The 15,402-nt window shown below is 68.3% G+C and carries 13 protein-coding genes, 1 tRNA gene and 1 pseudogene (1 of these 15 running past the window's edge); 8 read left to right on the top strand and 7 right to left on the bottom strand.

Annotated features, from left to right (window positions below):
- The 4 genes from ACZ5C2_RS21630 to ACZ5C2_RS21615 all read right to left on the bottom strand — a co-directional run.
- On the bottom strand, positions 1 to 174 hold the start of the coding sequence (locus tag ACZ5C2_RS21630; RefSeq protein ID WP_468793256.1) for a Gfo/Idh/MocA family protein. It extends 999 nt beyond the left edge of the window; the window shows 174 of its 1,173 coding nt (coding positions 1-174); it begins with the start codon at positions 172 to 174; its stop codon lies off the left edge, out of view.
- Positions 171 to 1,175: a Gfo/Idh/MocA family protein gene (locus ACZ5C2_RS21625; RefSeq protein ID WP_468793254.1), complete on the bottom strand. Its 1,005-nt coding sequence runs from the start codon at positions 1,173 to 1,175 to the stop codon at positions 171 to 173. Before ACZ5C2_RS21625 ends, ACZ5C2_RS21630 begins: the two co-directional genes overlap by 4 nt.
- Positions 1,176 to 1,239: 64 nt before the next feature.
- Positions 1,240 to 2,016 carry an SDR family oxidoreductase gene (locus tag ACZ5C2_RS21620; protein WP_468793251.1) on the bottom strand — a complete coding sequence of 259 codons (777 nt, stop codon included), beginning with the start codon at positions 2,014 to 2,016 and terminating at the stop codon, positions 1,240 to 1,242.
- Between the two features lie 20 nt (positions 2,017 to 2,036).
- Positions 2,037 to 3,212 carry a phytanoyl-CoA dioxygenase family protein gene (locus ACZ5C2_RS21615; RefSeq protein ID WP_468793248.1) on the bottom strand — a complete coding sequence of 392 codons (1,176 nt, stop codon included), beginning with the start codon at positions 3,210 to 3,212 and terminating at the stop codon, positions 2,037 to 2,039.
- Positions 3,213 to 3,331: 119 nt separating this feature from the next.
- Between ACZ5C2_RS21615 and ACZ5C2_RS21610 the strand changes: the two genes are divergently transcribed.
- Together ACZ5C2_RS21610 and ACZ5C2_RS21605 are read left to right on the top strand one after the other, a co-directional pair.
- Positions 3,332 to 4,366, top strand: a complete 1,035-nt coding sequence (locus ACZ5C2_RS21610; RefSeq protein WP_468793245.1) for a LacI family DNA-binding transcriptional regulator — start codon at positions 3,332 to 3,334, stop codon at positions 4,364 to 4,366.
- 54 nt (positions 4,367 to 4,420) lie between these two features.
- Positions 4,421 to 5,026: a TMEM175 family protein gene (locus tag ACZ5C2_RS21605; RefSeq protein WP_468793243.1), complete on the top strand. Its 606-nt coding sequence runs from the start codon at positions 4,421 to 4,423 to the stop codon at positions 5,024 to 5,026.
- Between the two features lie 194 nt (positions 5,027 to 5,220).
- Here ACZ5C2_RS21605 and ACZ5C2_RS21600 read toward each other — a convergent pair whose 3' ends face one another.
- A complete protein-coding gene (locus ACZ5C2_RS21600) occupies positions 5,221 to 6,390 on the bottom strand; it encodes a Gfo/Idh/MocA family protein (protein WP_468793240.1) in 1,170 nt (389 codons plus the stop codon).
- A gap of 526 nt (positions 6,391 to 6,916) precedes the next feature.
- Between ACZ5C2_RS21600 and ACZ5C2_RS21595 the strand changes: the two genes are divergently transcribed.
- Positions 6,917 to 6,990, top strand: a tRNA-Pro gene (locus ACZ5C2_RS21595).
- A 99-nt stretch (positions 6,991 to 7,089) separates the two neighbouring features.
- Here the strand turns inward: ACZ5C2_RS21595 and ACZ5C2_RS21590 are convergent.
- Both ACZ5C2_RS21590 and ACZ5C2_RS21585 read right to left on the bottom strand, forming a co-directional pair.
- Positions 7,090 to 8,307 carry a tyrosine-type recombinase/integrase gene (locus tag ACZ5C2_RS21590; RefSeq protein ID WP_189909691.1) on the bottom strand — a complete coding sequence of 406 codons (1,218 nt, stop codon included), beginning with the start codon at positions 8,305 to 8,307 and terminating at the stop codon, positions 7,090 to 7,092.
- Positions 8,297 to 8,506 (bottom strand): helix-turn-helix transcriptional regulator, encoded by a 210-nt coding sequence (locus ACZ5C2_RS21585; RefSeq protein WP_189909733.1) that lies wholly within the window; start codon positions 8,504 to 8,506, stop codon positions 8,297 to 8,299. Before ACZ5C2_RS21585 ends, ACZ5C2_RS21590 begins: the two co-directional genes overlap by 11 nt.
- A 988-nt stretch (positions 8,507 to 9,494) precedes the next feature.
- Here ACZ5C2_RS21585 and ACZ5C2_RS21580 point away from each other — a divergent pair.
- From ACZ5C2_RS21580 to ACZ5C2_RS21560, 5 genes and pseudogenes are all read left to right on the top strand, one after another.
- Entirely contained in the window at positions 9,495 to 10,583 is a 1,089-nt protein-coding gene (locus tag ACZ5C2_RS21580; protein ID WP_189909690.1) for a dsDNA nuclease domain-containing protein, read from the top strand.
- Positions 10,573 to 11,151, top strand: coding sequence for a hypothetical protein (locus ACZ5C2_RS21575; protein WP_266402872.1), 579 nt, complete (start codon positions 10,573 to 10,575; stop codon positions 11,149 to 11,151). Before ACZ5C2_RS21580 ends, ACZ5C2_RS21575 begins: the two co-directional genes overlap by 11 nt.
- Positions 11,148 to 13,067 (top strand): coiled-coil domain-containing protein, encoded by a 1,920-nt coding sequence (locus ACZ5C2_RS21570; protein ID WP_189909688.1) that lies wholly within the window; start codon positions 11,148 to 11,150, stop codon positions 13,065 to 13,067. The genes ACZ5C2_RS21575 and ACZ5C2_RS21570 overlap by 4 nt, the downstream gene beginning before the upstream one ends.
- A gap of 228 nt (positions 13,068 to 13,295) precedes the next feature.
- Positions 13,296 to 13,660: pseudogene (locus ACZ5C2_RS21565) on the top strand (iron chelate uptake ABC transporter family permease subunit); the annotation flags it as partial.
- 638 nt (positions 13,661 to 14,298) lie between these two features.
- Positions 14,299 to 15,195, top strand: coding sequence for a DUF5655 domain-containing protein (locus ACZ5C2_RS21560; RefSeq protein WP_323136857.1), 897 nt, complete (start codon positions 14,299 to 14,301; stop codon positions 15,193 to 15,195).
- Positions 15,196 to 15,402 lie beyond the last annotated feature (207 nt).

Here is a 15,402-nt window from a genome sequence, read left to right as displayed (position 1 = left end):
CACCCAAACACCGCGCGCGCAACAGCGAGCTCCCATCCGGCGCCGACCCCGCCCCCCCCCCCCCCCCCCCCCCCCCCCCCCCCCCGCCCGGGCCGGGGCAACGAGGGAGCGCTCGGTGATCCGCGCGGCTCCCAGGATTCCGATGCGCAGGGGTTCCCGGCCGGACTCGCTCATGCGTGCCGTACCTCCTCGACGGTGACGGGACGGTGCTCGTGCAGGGACAGTGTGCACGCCTCGGCGATCCAGCCCGCCTCCAGGGCGTCGGCGATCGTGCACGGCGAGGACACGGAGCCGGCCACGACCTCGGTGAACGCCGTCAGCTCGGCGCGGTAGGCGGCGGTGAAGCGGTCCATGAAGAAGTCGTGAGGGATGCCCGCGGGGAACGTCACGCCCGGCTCCACCGACCGCAGCGGCAGCTTGTCCTCCAGGCCCACCGCGATGGAGTCCCGGAAGCCGTGGAGCTCCATACGGACGTCGTAACCCCGGGCGTTGTGGCGGCTGTTGGAGACCACCGCGAGGGTGCCGTCGTCCAGGGTGAGGACCGCGCCGGTGGTGTCGGCGTCGCCCGCCTCCCTGATGAAGTCGGCACCCCGGTTGCCGCCGGCCGCGTACACCTCGGTCACCTCCCGGCCGGTCACCCAGCGGATGATGTCGAAGTCGTGCACGGAGCAGTCCCGGAAGATGCCCCCGGACGCGGCGATGTACGCGGCCGGCGGCGGCGCCGGGTCCAGGGTGGTCGAGCGCACGGTGTGCAGCGTGCCCAGCTCCCCGCTCCGTACGGCGGCCCGCGCGGCGACGAAGCCGGCGTCGAATCGGCGGTTGTAGCCGATCTGGACCGGCACGTCCCGTCCCTCGGCGGCCTTCAGCACTGCCACACCCTCGGCCATGGTGCGGGCCACGGGCTTCTCGCAGAAGACGGGCACGCCCGCCTCCACACAGGCCAGGATCAGCGCCGGGTGCGCGTCGGTCGCGGCGGCCACGACCACACCGTCCACCCCGGCCGCGAGCACTGCCTCGGGGGAGTCCGCGACCTCCGCGCCGAACCGCTCGGCGGCGGCCTTCGCGGCCTCCGCGAACGGGTCGGACACGACGAGGGACTCTACGGCGTCGAGCCCGGACAGGGTCTCGGCGTGGAAGGCGCCGATGCGGCCGAGACCGAGGATTCCGATACGCATGGGGACGTGCTCCTTGGGTGCGTAGTGATGCGTGCTGGTGCGTACGGGCGGGGGCGGGGGGAGGTCAGTCGAGGCCGCCGAGGACGTTCTGGTCCCAGTCGATCACGGACCCGGTGACCACCCCGGAACGGTCGGACAGCAGCAGGACCACGAAGTCGGCGATCTCGTCCGGCTGGCCGAGCTTGCCCATCGGCAGCCGTGCGGCGGCCTGTTCGCGCCAGTCGTCCCCGGCGGCGTGGAAGGTGCGCTGGGTGGTGTCCTCGCCCTCGGTGGCGGTCCAGCCGATGTTCAGGCCGTTGATCCGGATCCGGTCCCAGCGGTGGGCGTGCGCCGCGTTGCGGGTCAGGCCGATCAGCCCTGCCTTCGCGGCGACGTACGGCGCCAGGAACGGCTGCCCTCCGTGCGCCGACGAGGTGATGATGTTGACGATGGTGCCGGGCTCCTCGCGCCGCACCATGTCCGCGACGGCGGCCTGCATGGCGAAGAACGGTGCCTTGAGGTTGATCGCGATGTGCTGGTCGAACAGCTCGGGAGTGGTGTCCAGCAGCGTCCCGCGCGAGGTCAGACCGGCGGAGTTCACCAGGCAGTCGACCCGGCCGTACGCCCGGACCACCTGGGCCACCGAGGCCCTGGCCTGCTCCGCGTCCGCCAGGTCGGCCCGTACGAACATCGCCTTGCCGCCCCCCTCGGCCAGCTCGGTGACCAGCGCCTCACCGGGTTCCGAGCGCCGCCCGGTGACGGTCACGACCGCCCCCTCGCGGACCGCGGCCCGCGCGACGGCGGCACCGACGCCCTGACTGCCGCCGTTGACGAGGACGACCTTGTCGTCGAGAAGTCCCATGATGTCCTTCCGGGTTCCTTTCAGCTCTCGCGCCGCTTGGCACCGGCCCGCAGTTCGTCCCGCAGGGTCCGCGCGGTCCATCCCTCGCGCAGCGCCCGGCGTACGACATCGGCCTGCGAGGGCGGGGCCAGACCGTCGACCGGCGGGTCGTTGTCCAGGTTGGTGGGGAAGGGGTACCCCTCGGCGCTCGCCGCGATCACGTTCTCCAGCCACTGCTCCCCGGCGCCTTCGGCCTTGCGGCCCAGGAGCACCGGGTACACGGCGCCCGCCACGGTCTCGCGGTCCACGCTCTCCATGGCCCGCCCGAACGCGGACGACACCTGGAGCAGGTTGGCCATCCGCCGGATGTCCGCCGAGTGGTTGGCGCCGGCGGCGTGCAACAGCGCCGGGTTGAAGAACACCGCGTCGCCCTTGGTGAGCGGCAGCTGGACGTGGTGCTCCTCGAAGTACGCGTGGAACTCCGGGAGCCGCCAGGCGAGATAGCCGGGCTCGTACTTCTGCGAGTGCGGCAGGTAGAGCGTGGGTCCGGACTCGACAGGCATGTCGCAGTGCGCCACCGCGCCCTGCAGGGTGAGCACGGGGGAGAGGCGGTGCACATGGGCCGGGTAGCGGGCGGCGGCCTCGTTGGAGAGGAAACCGAGGTGGTAGTCACGGTGCACGGTCTGTGCGGCACCGCCCGGATTGACCACGTTGACCTGGGAGGTGACCTGATAGCCGGGGCCCAGCCAGGCCGAGGAGACCAGGGCGATCACATCGTTGGCGTAGTAGTCGGCGAACGCCTGCGGGTCGTACAGGGCCGCCTTCTCCAGCGCGTTCCACACCCGGTCGTTGGCGCCCGGCTTGGCGAAGTGGTCACCGGCCGCCGCGCCCGCGGCGCGCTGCTCGGCGATCAGGGCCTCGAACACGGCGGTGGTCCGGTCCACGACCGCCGGGTCGGGGAAGGCGCCGCGGATCACCACGATGCCGGGGCCCTCGGCGAGGGCGCGCACCAGTTCGGTCTGTACGGCACGGCGGTCGGGGAGGGCGAGCCGCTCGGCGTCGTAGAGCAGCACGTTCCGCTCGACGGCGGCGGCGTACGGGTAGCGGGCCGGGTCGGTCTGCTGCTCGACGAGAACGCGCAGGGCGTCCAGGTCGCAGTCCCGCTCGGACAGCCAGGCGACGGGCGCGGGGGACTGCACGGACAACGATGCGGACATGGGGTCGTCCCTTCTGGTCACGTCTGGTCATGAAGCGACGCGGTTGATGTCATTCTTGTCAGTACAAACCCTTCGAACAACCAGCAGGATGCCATCAAAAAGCCCTCAGGAGCCGCCGCATGGGCCACCCCTTCCCGCTCCGGGAAATCGCACGTCAGGCAGGGTTGAGCGAGGCCACGGTGGACCGCGTTCTCAACGGCCGGGGAGGGGTGCGGGAGAGCACCGCGCAAGAGGTGCACCGCGCGATGGCCGACCTGGACCGACAGCGCACCCAGGTCCGGCTCGTCGGCCGGACCTTCATGGTGGACATCGTCATGCAGTCGCCGGAGCGGTTCTCCACCGCGGTCCGTGCCGCCCTGGAGGCCGAACTGCCCTCCCTCCACCCGGCGGTGGTCCGCTCCCGCTTCCACTTCCGTGAGACCGGCCCGGCGGGGGAGCTGGTCGCCGTCCTCGACCGGATCGCCCGGCGCGGCTCGCAGGGCGTGATCCTCAAGGCGCCCGACGTCCCCGAGATCACTGCCGCCGTCGGCCGGCTCGCGTCGGCGGGCATCCCGGTGGTGACCCTGGTGACGGACCTGCCCGCGAGCGCCCGGATCGGTCATGTCGGCAGCGACAACCGTGCGGCGGGTGCCACCGCCGCCTACCTGATGGGGCAGTGGCTGGGTGACCGTCCCGGCAATGTGCTCACCAGCCTGTCGAGCGGCTTCTTCCGCAACGAGGAGGAGCGCGAGATGGGCTTCCGCGGCGCGATGCGCGCCCGTCACCCCGGGCGGGCCCTCGTCGAGATCGCCGAGGGACAAGGGCTGGACGCCACGCAGTACGACCTGGTCCGGGCCGCCCTGGACCGTGATCCGGAGATCCGCGCGGTCTACTCGATCGGCGGCGGCAACATCGCGACCCTGCGCGCCTTCGAGGACGCCGGGCGCGAGTGCGCCGTGTTCGTCGCCCACGACCTCGACCACGACAACACCCGGCTGCTGCGCGAGCACCGGCTGTCCGCCGTGCTCCACCACGACCTGCGCCACGACCTGCGCGAGGCCTGCCACCTCGTGATGCGCGCCCACGGCGCCCTCCCGCCCGCTGGGCCCACCCTGCCCTCCGCCATCCAGGTGGTGACCCCCTACAACATGCCGCCCCCGACGCCCGCCGGGTGACGGTCCAGGCGTGTATGCCGCCACACCGGGACGGGGCTGCCTACGGTCGTGCGCATGAGGAAACCGACCCCGGACGGCGGGCCCGAACGGCTCATCGCGCTCGCCGACGGCGTGTTCGCCATCGCCGTCACTCTGCTGGTCCTGGACATCTCCGTGCCGCAGGGTCTGGACCCGGGGGAGTACCGCCGGGCGCTGAGTGACACGCTGCCCAACCTGGGTGCCTACGCGATCAGTCTGGCGGTGCTGGCCGGCTTCTGGCGCGACCACCGGGCGATCTTCCGCTCGGTCCAACAGGTGGACGGGGACGTGATCGCGCTGACCGTGCTCGGTCTGGGGCTCGCGGCGCTGCTGCCGTTCCCGACCACACTGGTCTCCGAGTACGGCGACGAACCCGTCTCGGTGGTCATCTACTCGGCGGCGGTCGCCTCGCTCGGCGCGGTCCACCTCGCGCTGGCCGCCCTCGTCGTCCGCCGCCCCTGGCTGCGCGGCGGGGCGGCGCCCGTGCGGGACGAGGCACTCTACGCCGTCGACCTGGGCGCGACAGTAGTGGTGTTCCTGGCGACCATCCCGCTGGCCCTGATCGTGGGGCCCGCCGCCATGTGGTGGTGGCTGGTCCTGGTACCGGTGAAGGTGTGGCTGGGCCGACGGGAGAACGCGTGAGGGAGACGACCGCGGGCCTCTTCGCCCCGCCGTCCCTTCCCGTCCATGAGGGCTGCCCCCCAGATCACTTCGCGCGGTTCCTCGCGCCCCTGAAGGGGCGCGAGCAACCACCCCACCACCCGCCCGTCCGGGGTCGAAGGGGCAGCGCCCCTTGAGGACGGGACGGGAAGGGGCGGCGAGGGAGAGGAAAGGTGTCAGAGGACCCCTGGCCCGCCCACCGTCACCCAGCCCCCGCTCTCCGCCGACCGCGTCATCGCGTCCAGCACGACGGCACTGTGTACGGCGTCCGCCACGGTGGCTCCGTACGGCACGCCCTCGGCCACGGACCGCAGGAAGCGGTACGCCTCGATCACCTTCAGGTCGTCATAGCCCATCGCGTTCGCGGCGCCCGGTTGGAAGGCGCCGAACTCGCCGTGGCCCGGGCCGACGTACACGGTGCCGACGGGCTGGTCCTGGTAGACGGTGCCACGGCTGACACCGAGTTCGTTCATCCGGCGGAAGTCCCAGAACACCGCCCCCTTGGTGCCGTGCACCTCGAAGCCGTAGTTGTTCTGTTCACCCACCGACACCCGGCAGGCCTCGAGCACCCCGCGCGCTCCGGAGGCGAACCGCAGCAGGCAGTTGACGTAGTCCTCGTTCTCCACCGGAGCGAGTTCGCCGCCCGCCGCGCGGGAGTGGCCGGCCGTGGCGCCCGCCGGACGGGCCCGCTCGGGCAGGAAGATGGCCGTGTCGGCGGTCAGCGAGGCGATGTCGCCGAGCAGGAACCGGGCCAGGTCGGCACCGTGCGAGGCCAGGTCGCCCAGCACCCCGCTGCCGCCGCGCTCCCGCTCGTAGCGCCAGGTCAGGGCGCCCTCGGGATGGGCGGCGTAGTCGCTGAACAGCCGGACGCGGACATGAGTGACCGTGCCGATCTCACCGGAGGCGATCAGCTCGCGCGCCGTCTCCACAGCCGGCGCGTTGCGGTAGTTGAAACCGACCGCGCCCTGCACCCCCGCCGCAGCGACCGCGTCCGCCACCGCCCGGGCGTCCTCGGAACCGAGGCCCACCGGCTTCTCGATCCAGATGTGCTTGCCGGCCTCGGCCATCGCGACACCGATCTCGCGGTGCAGGAAGTTCGGGGCGGTGATGCTGACGGCCCGCACCCGGGGATCGGCGGCCGCCTCCCGCCAGTCGCGGGCCGTCGAAACGAACCCGAACTGCGCGGCGGCCTCCTCGGCCCGGCCCGGCACCTCCTCGGCGACCATGACCAGCTCCGGACGCAGGGGCAGCTGCGGATAGTGGTGCGCCACGCGGGCGTACGCCTGGGTGTGCACCCGCCCCATCCAGCCGAATCCGATGACGGCGACACCCAGCGCATCCACCATGAAAGCCTCTTTCCGGCCCGGTCCGTGTCCTGTCCGCTCACCCTCTGCGGCGCTGTGCGTCATGTCAACCTTTTGACAGGACATTTCCACGCCCGGCGATGGGAGGACGCACGTTCGCAGGCACGGCACTCAGGGCAAGTGCGGCAGCGCGCGCTCGGGTGGCTGCGGTCGGCGAAGACCTGTTCGCCGAACCCGAAGACGTGGGCACGGCGATGCGAGCACACCGGTGATCAGCTCGCAGGCGGCGCGTGACCGGCGGACGGGAGGGCGATGGCGATGGCGAACCGAGAGCTCCCAAGTCCCGGGGGGAGTTCGTGGTTGAGTTCCGAGCAGGTCAGCGGTGCACCACCGGCGCGGCCTTGCGCGGGCGGAGCGAATGCGCCACCGTGCCGGGGTGACGGCCCCCGAGTCGGCGAACACCTGGCACCCACCACCACTCACGGGACCGCCCCGGTGGCGGCCCACCACCGCTCTTATGGGGTAGGGTTGACCTGTGTGATCACGCGGTCCGCCGCGCGAGCCGCATCGGGACGTGGCGCAGCTTGGTAGCGCACTTGACTGGGGGTCAAGGGGTCGCAGGTTCAAATCCTGTCGTCCCGACTCGAACGAGTCGCAGGTCAGGGCCGGTTTCGGAGGCTTCCGAAACCGGCCCTTGATCATTCTTGGGGACCAACTGGGGACCGGCGTCCTTGACCGGGGTCAGCGGGTCACGACGATCGGGCTCGGCAGCGAGCGCGGTGCGCGCAGCACGCTGAAGTGGGCCGAAAGCGCCGCCCCGGCAGCCGTGATCTTGTGTACGTCCGGGTGCAGGTAGCGCTGGGTGGTGGTCAGTGACCCGTGGCCGGCGATCCTGCGTAGGACGTGTACTTGGACTCCGGCGTCGGCGAACCAAGTCAGTCCGGTGTGCCGGAGGTCATGGCGGCGCAGGTGCTCGTAGCCGAGCTTGGTGACCACGTCGTCCCAGTGTGTGGCGTCGCGCAAAACGGCAGTGGAGATGCGTCCGCCGCGCGGGCCGGTGAACAGACGGGCGTCGGGATTGGGGCCGGCGGACAGGATGCGCTGGGCGATGAGGGGGCGGATCTCCTCGACGATGGGAACCTTGCGTGCCCGCTTGCCCTTGGTGCCCTTGTCGGTCAGCCCGCCGGGCGCGGGCGTGGTCTGACGCCGCACGGTCCAGATCCACTGGGTGGTGTCGATGTCTCCGACGCGGCAGCCTGAGACCTCGCCGATCCGCGCGGCGGTGCACGCGGCGAAGATGACCACGTCTCCCCAGCCGCGGTACTGGTCGTGGGAGGCGGCCACGAGCCCGTCGGCCAGTGCGACGAGGGTCTCCCAGTCGGGCAGGGCCAGCGCGCGTGGGTCGAGGAGTTCGTCTTCGGCCTGCTTGTAGAGTTTCTGCCAGCCGGTCACCCGGGCGGGGTTGACCTTGATGATGCCGTCACGGACTGCCTGCTCCATGACGCGGACCAAGACGGCGATGGTGTTCTTCACCGTCGAGCGGCTGTGCTCGTCGGCGATCCAGTTCTGCACGGTGCGGTCGACGACGCCGTTGGTGATCATCCGCACGGCGAGGTGGCCCAGGGCGGGGACAACACGCATTCGCCATCCCGAGAGGTAGGGATCCAGCGTTTTCAACTCCAGGCCGCGCAAGGCGAGGTCCATGTTCGCTTCGCCGTATTGGGCGAGCTTCATGGTGGCCAGCGACGGAGTCAGGCCGGCTTGTGCGGCCTCAATGATCGCTTGGAGCCATTCCTGGGCTTCTTCTTCGCTTTCTTTTCCCTCGGATAGTGACTGGCGGCGCTTGCTGGTCGGATCGGTCCACCGGACGCGTGCCCGATACGGAGTGGGGCGGTCAGGACGGTACTCGATGTCGGTGGAGAGCCGGACTCCGACAGGAACGTTGGTCTTATCGGCCATTGAGCTCCTTGGCCGGGACGGTGCGTCGGCGGCGCAGCCATTCCTCGACGTCGAGGGCGCTGTACATGACGACGCGTTCCGAGACTGTGACGAAAGGCGGTCCCTGAGGTGGCTGAGCAGTGCGCCAGCGGCGCAGGGTTGAGGCATCCACTCTCAGGAAAGCGGCGAGGTCGCTGGTTGAATACCAGGAGTTGGTCAAGAGAGGCGCTTGATTATCAGGTGAGACGACATGATTGCGAGAAGCTGCAGGGTACGCTGCGGCCTCCTTCTCGTGATGCGGTTCGGCGTTGGCGATAGTTGCTATCGGCTCAATGGGCAAGTGGGCCTATTCTCCGGGGAGTACGGAACACTAGACGGATCTGTGGAAGAGTCCAGAGACGGACGACACAGTTCGCGAACGGAGAACGCGGCGTGACAATATAGGGCCGCCAGGGCGACGCGCTTTCCCTGTCGCTTAAGTCCGTGGTTGTGCTCGGGAGCGGACGTTAGCGAAACAATCGTCTCTGGAAACGCCGGTTTGGCTAACCGGCGATCACGGGCTATGTTGCTTGGCTTTAGCGGAGCAGGGCGGCACGGGCTACGCCCCACATGTCGCGGCAGGCCAAAGGTGCCTCCTACTGCTGCAGGCGCGCTTCGTGACAGGTGTCGCTCCTGCGCCGCCTCACCCTCCTCCTGTAACCCAGAGTCCCCCGTTTCACCCTGCCTCCCGCCCTCAACAGCACGCCGCTCGCGAAACGGCCCTACGACCTGTGCAACTCGGCGCGGTCCATGCGGCTATGCGCGGGCGCGGATGACTGGCCAGCGCATCGAGGGCTGTTCAGCTCCTACGACCGACCGCTTGAGCCTGCCTCGGCGCACGATTTGCCTGGCATCGCTGGCATAGCGTGGTTGTAAGGATCTGCCGTCCAACAGCTGCAGTGTGAGTTCGGGTGAGTGCGCGTCTCCGACAGCTCCCTTGCAGCGTCCATAGCCCGCGACTGAGCCGCCACCTTCACTTCTCCTGCCGAGCTGCGTCTGTGACGGCACGGACACGGAGCGAGGCTGATGTTCTGCATGACCGTTGCTCTTCTGGGTGATGCGGTGATCTACTGCATGCTCCGAAGTGGCTTATGGGGGAACTGTGCGAACAGGCCATTTTGCCGTGTATCGAGGGCCCAGCGCAGTGCGTCAGTGCGCACGAGGCGGCCGTGGTGCTCGCGCCTGCTGACGGCGGCCGTCGGAGCAGGCGGGGGTTCGCCTATCAGGATGCCGTCACGGTGCTGGACTGCCTGGACATGCTCGAAGGGCAGTGGACGGCGGTCTCGTGGGAGGACCTGGAGGACATCCTGTGTCATCGGGATGGCGCACCTGTATACCGGCAGGTTAAGACGATTGAGGAAGCCGGAACCCGGCACAGCATCGCCAACGTTTGCCGACCGGAGGAGAAGAAGGCCGCAGACAGCAGCTATCTGGGCAAGCTGTTCCTGGGCAAGCCGCTGCCGGACGGCACACGGTTCACCTTCATCGTCAACGAGACGCCTCAGCGGGACCTTTATGAGTTCGTCGCGGAACGTGACCGTCCTCGCGGTCCTGTGAGTGCTGACGCCCGGGCGGACATAGTCAAGAGGCTCAGAGGGGTACAACTGCCGGACGGCAGGGACATCGGATGGTGTGTCGACCGTCTGGACGTTCTGGTGGAGGCGCGCACCATCGACCAGGTCGAGGCGGAGGCCATGGCGCGGCTAGCGCCACTGGTGGAAGCGTGCCTGGGTGAGAAACCGCTGTACGAGGAAGTCGAGGAGGTCATGATCTGGCTGATCTCCCGGTACATAGCCCGCAGCGCCCTTGAATTGCGACCGAGAACCTTCACCGCGGACGACTTCGGTGCGGCCCTCGACGACAGCGTGCGCAGAGCAACCGGCCGACGGCGAGACGGTTCCACCGAACTGTTGATGAAACTCAAGATCAAGCTGCGGGCTGCCGAAATACCGGAGCCCGAGGCGGAAGCCCAGCACGATGCCATGCTCGCCTACCGTCGGACCTACCGCGCCAGTGTCGGCACGCGGCGCCGCGCGTACGACGATTTGGCCGATCAGATCAACGCCATCTGCACGCTCACGATGGCGAAGCGACGCGCCAGACGTCTCGACGCCGGCTCGGCGGCGTACTTCGAGACGCTCGTGGCGGTGAGTGAGCTGCCCGAGGTGACCAGCCGACAGTTCACCCTTGCCGAGGCCCACGCGGTGCTTTCCGACATCACGGCACGCTGCCAGAACAGGTACGCCGATGCCTCATAAGATCGGCAGCAGCGTGGTGCCCCCGCTGTATCGCGCCTGGGACCCGGACGACTCCCCTGACTTCCACGCAACACGGCTCCTGCTGCTCATCTACCTGTGTGGTGAGGAGCCCGGTCCCTACATCGAGGGGCGGACGAAGTTCGCCAAGCTTGATTTCTTCGTGCGCTATCCAGGGTTCCTGGAGCGGGCCCACGCCGCGATGCCGGAAGCCGTGGGTGCCGAAACCACCTTTCTCGCCAGCGATCCGTCTGAGGTCGAGGCACCGATGATCCGTTACCGCTACGGGCCCTGGGACCAGCGCTACCGGCAGTTCCTCGCCTTCCTCGTCTCCAGGGACCTCGTGACCGTCACGACCCACCGGGTCGAACGAGTGAAACTCAAAGCCGTTGGTAAGAGGACAGCACAACGTCTCACCGAAGCCCGGCAGTTCCAGCCGCTTGTCCGACGCTGTCAGGCCATGCGAGGAAATCTGGCTGCCATGTCGGGCACCGACCTGAAGAACCTGATCTACGACCTGTTCCCAGACGAGGTCGGCAACGCGCCCTTCCGCCAGGAGATCCGGCCATGACAAAGCCCGTGACCGCCCACCCCGACCGCGGGATCAGGATCGACTCCGTCAAGCTAGTCCACAACACCGCAGAGATCGACGAGTACGCCTTCGGAACCGGCATGCTGAACATCCTCAGCGGGCCCCGCAACAGCTCCAAGACAACCACGCTGAAGGTCATCGACTACTGCTTCGGCGACCGCGGCGGGATGATCGACGCTCTCGGTGCCGCCGTCTCCGACGAGTACATCGAGGTCTCCACCGCTATCCGGCTCAACGGACACCCTCGCATCTTCACCCGTCTCCTGCAGCACGGGCGCATGAACAAGGTGTACGTCGACGGAGACGAGCTGACCGACGCCGACTTCTCCGACTGGATCCTGCGCGAACTGGGCTGGCCCAACCTGCGCATCCCCAAGGGCCTCCACCCGGCCACAGCCAGTGAACTGACGCCCTTGTCCTTCCGGAACCTGCTGCGCCACTTCTACCGCAACGAGGAATCCTGGACGAGCTTCGCCAACAAGGAACAGGAATTCATCCGACGCGGCGTCGTCAGTATGCTCCTGGGCTTCGCCCGCTCCCGCTACGACACCAAGGACTTCGCCGTCGCCCAGGCCAAGCGGCGCCTTGCCGAAGCCCAGGCAGTGGAGCGGGACGTGCAGGACAGCACATTGCAGGCGGTCACTGCCATTTCCGAACGGCTCGGCATCCCCGTCGCCCGCACCCTCGACCAGGTAGCGACCGCACGCGAAGAGGTTACTTCCCAACTCGACGGGGTTCGCCAACGACGACACGAACTGACGCAGGAGATCAACAGCCTCCTGCAGGGAACGCCTACCACCGAGACGGCAGCCGGATACGACTCGTCCCTGACGAGCCTCTACGAAGACGTATCCAGGCGGCTGCAACTCGCGGTCGACGAGGTCGTCGCGCTCGAACAACTCGGCAGCGAACACACCTACTCCGCCCAGACGGTCACCTCCGAGCTGACCCGCATGGAACGCCTCATCACCTCCGTGGAGATCTTCGACGCCCTCCCCGTTCGACTGTGCCCAGCGTGCGAGCAACGGGTCGACCCAAACCGAGAGCACGACGAAGACGCCTGCTACCTGTGCTTCCAGCCGGTCAACGACGACCAGCGCCGCCGACGGGCACAAGTGGAGATCCGGTCGCTCAAGTCGGAACTCGCCGACCTGGACGACGTCACCGCCCGCACCGTCGCCGATCTGCAGGCGGCCCGCACTCGCCGAGCGGGCCTTCAAGACGAACAGACACGGCTCGCTCACCGCATCAACGAGCAACGCGCCGCGCAGTTGGCTCCTTTCATGGCCACCCTCGAAAACCTGGCCGCCCAAATCGCCCAGCTCGAACAGAAGATGACAGCCTTTCCTGCCATTGAGGAGATCCTCCAACGCCGCGCGGTAGCCAGCCAGGCCGTCACCGCTGCACAACAGGCCGTCGATGCACTTGACCAAGAGACTGTCGCCGTTGCCACGGCTACGCTCTCATCCGTTGAACGATGCGCTTTGTTCGCCGAGCGCATGAACGAATTTCTCCACCGGTACCGCGAACGCGGCTGGGTCAAGGGCGCCATCACCATCAACGACAGTGACCTCACCTTTTACGTCGGCACCCGCCCCTGGGACCAAGCTCTTGGGGCAGAGACGAAGGTGCTCTTCTTCCTGGCCTACAGCTACGCCACTCTCTTCCTGGCTTCCGACCTCGACGAAGAAGCCGCCTTCCCCGGCTTGCTGTTCCTAGACAACCCGTACCAGCAGGGCATCGGCACCACCGTGGTCGACGATGTCCTGCGAGATCTGGCAAACGCAGCCCAGGCCACGGGCGCCCAGGTCATCAGCACCCAGGCCGTTCCGGTACCACGCGACCGGGCCACCATCCGGGTAATCCACATGCCCACGGAGTATGAAGCGCCGTAGACAGACCTACAGGGGTGTTGGTATATCCCGAGGGCAGGTAGCCGTGGATGTTGGCGACTCCTTCTCTCGGCCGGCCTGGAGATCGTGCCCCCTCTGAGTTCGCGGAGCAGGTCCAAGGTGCCGGAGCCGCGCGGTAGGGGTCGGTGTGGTGCTGCTGTGGTCGGTGATTCCTTACTCTGGATCTGGAAGCGCTGCCCAGCATCTCACTGTGCGTGAACGGCGTTCTGATGCCTCAAACACGCCCGCACCCTGGACGTCTTCGCCCTCGGTGGCGCCGCGGACTCGGGGTCCGGGTCTCCCACACCCGCATGGTCCTTCTCTGCGCCACCGCACTGCTCACCGCGGCCCTGGTCAGCTGCCCCTGCGCGATCGGCTTCGCCGGCCTGGTTATCCCGCACGCCACCCGCGCGCTCACCGGCGCCGGGTACGCCAGTCTGCTGCCGCTGATGACACTGACCGGAGCCGTCTTCGTGGTTTGGGTGGGGACCCTCGCCCGTACCGTTCTCGACCCCCAGGAGATCCCGGTGGGCGTGGTGACGTCCTTCATCGGCGTACCGGCGTTCGCGGCCGTGCTCTACCGCGGACGGAGCACGGCTCGACCAGCCTGCAGGAGGACCGCGTCGTACGCCGTATCGCCGACAAGGTTGTCGTCGACGGCGTCACCCTCACCTTGCGTCCCGACGAGACCGTCGGCCTGCTCATGCTCGGCCCCAACGCCTCGGGAAGGTTGACCCTGTTGAGACTGCCGGCCGGCGTCATCGCATCCAACAGGCCATGGGCTAGGAAGCCGCCTGCTCAGTTCTCAATAGTGGCAGCCGGGGCGCGTTCGCTTGATGCAGTGAGAGGGCGGGCGGTACCGGTCCGACGACGTGGTGGAGTTCCGGTTCAATGTCTAGCGGGTGACTTAACACCACTTCGCTGATCTGGCAAACATGCAGGTCAGAAGGGGTCTGACTCTTCGGGGTCGGACCCCTTGATTTTTACCGTGCTGGATAGGTGCTGGATTTTCTGACCTCTCGTCACCTGTCATCACCTCCCATATCCGTACCGTGCTGGATTCGTGCTGGATGCCGACGGGCCGCGGGGGAACCACGGGTGCACGTGCCGGGCGGCGAGGGCTACCAACCCAGTAGATTGGGCCCCAAGCGCACGTTCTTCACATGATTCAGGCCCGTTGCGGAAACAAATCTCTGCCCACCCGACGTTGTCGATCTCCGATGCGATAACGGGGGTGGTCGGCTTGAAGCTGTTCCGTACGGGCACAACGAAAAGCGGCGTGACCGAGGTCACGCCGCGTCTTGCTGAGGTCGAGGCAGATGTGCAGGGCCTCGTCGAGGAGCACATGGAGACGCTGTTGGGCGTCCGATTCCTGGCGAGCGAGTACGGCACGGGGCCGGTCCACGGGGGCCGGATCGATTCGCTCGGGCTGGACGAGAACGGATCGCCGGTCATCGTCGAGTACAAGCGCGGCGTCGATGCCGGCGTCATCAACCAGGGCCTGTTCTACCTGGTGTGGTTGATGGACCACCGGGCCGAGTTCGAGCGCCTGGTCCGCGACCGGCTCGGGGTGACGGCCGCGTCCCAGGTCCTGTGGAGCGGCCCGCGCCTGATCTGTATCGCTGGTGACTTCACGCGCTACGACGTGCATGCCGTTCGCGAGCACCGGCGGTCGATCGACTTGGTCCGCTACCGATTCTTCGGCAGCGACCTGCTAGGGCTTGAGACTGTGGCGTCTGTGAGCGGTGGCATGCACGTGGCCCGCCGGGTGCGTCGCCGGGCGGTTGCTCGGGCAGCAGCTGACGTCCAGGGCGCGTCGATGATGGAGCTGGCGGGCGCGGTCGACGAGGCACTGCTCGGGCTCGGGGACGGTGTGAACCGTGTTGAGCGCAAGCAGTACCGGGCGTATCAGCGTCTGCGGAACTTCGCCTGCCTGTGTCCGCCGCAGCGGAGCAAGCTGCTGGTCTACCTGAAGGTCGACCCGAAGGACGTCGACCTCGTGCCGGAGTTCACCCGGGACGTGTCGGGTCTCGGTCACCACGGGACGGGTGATCTGGAGGTGCAGCTCCGTACGCCGAAGGACGTGGAGCGGGCGCAGGATCTGTTCCGGGCGAGCTACGCAGCGGCGTGATCGCCTGTGGGCCTCTTGGCTGTGCTTGCTTCGTGGCTGCTCTGTGGTCGTCGGGTGGTGCCTTTCGACGTGCGGGCAGGGCGTGGCGGTGGACTATCAATGGTGCGGGGGGGGGGGGGGGGGGGGGGGGGGGGGGGGCGGGCGGGGGGGGGGGGGGGGTGGCTGCCCGTACCAAGACGTCCAAGGACCGCCCGTCCTACCGCTGCA

The sequence above is a fragment of the Streptomyces sp. NPDC031365 genome (assembly GCF_055569765.1).
Note: the sequence above shows the minus strand (reverse complement) of the source record. Positions and strands in the feature narration are given on the sequence as shown.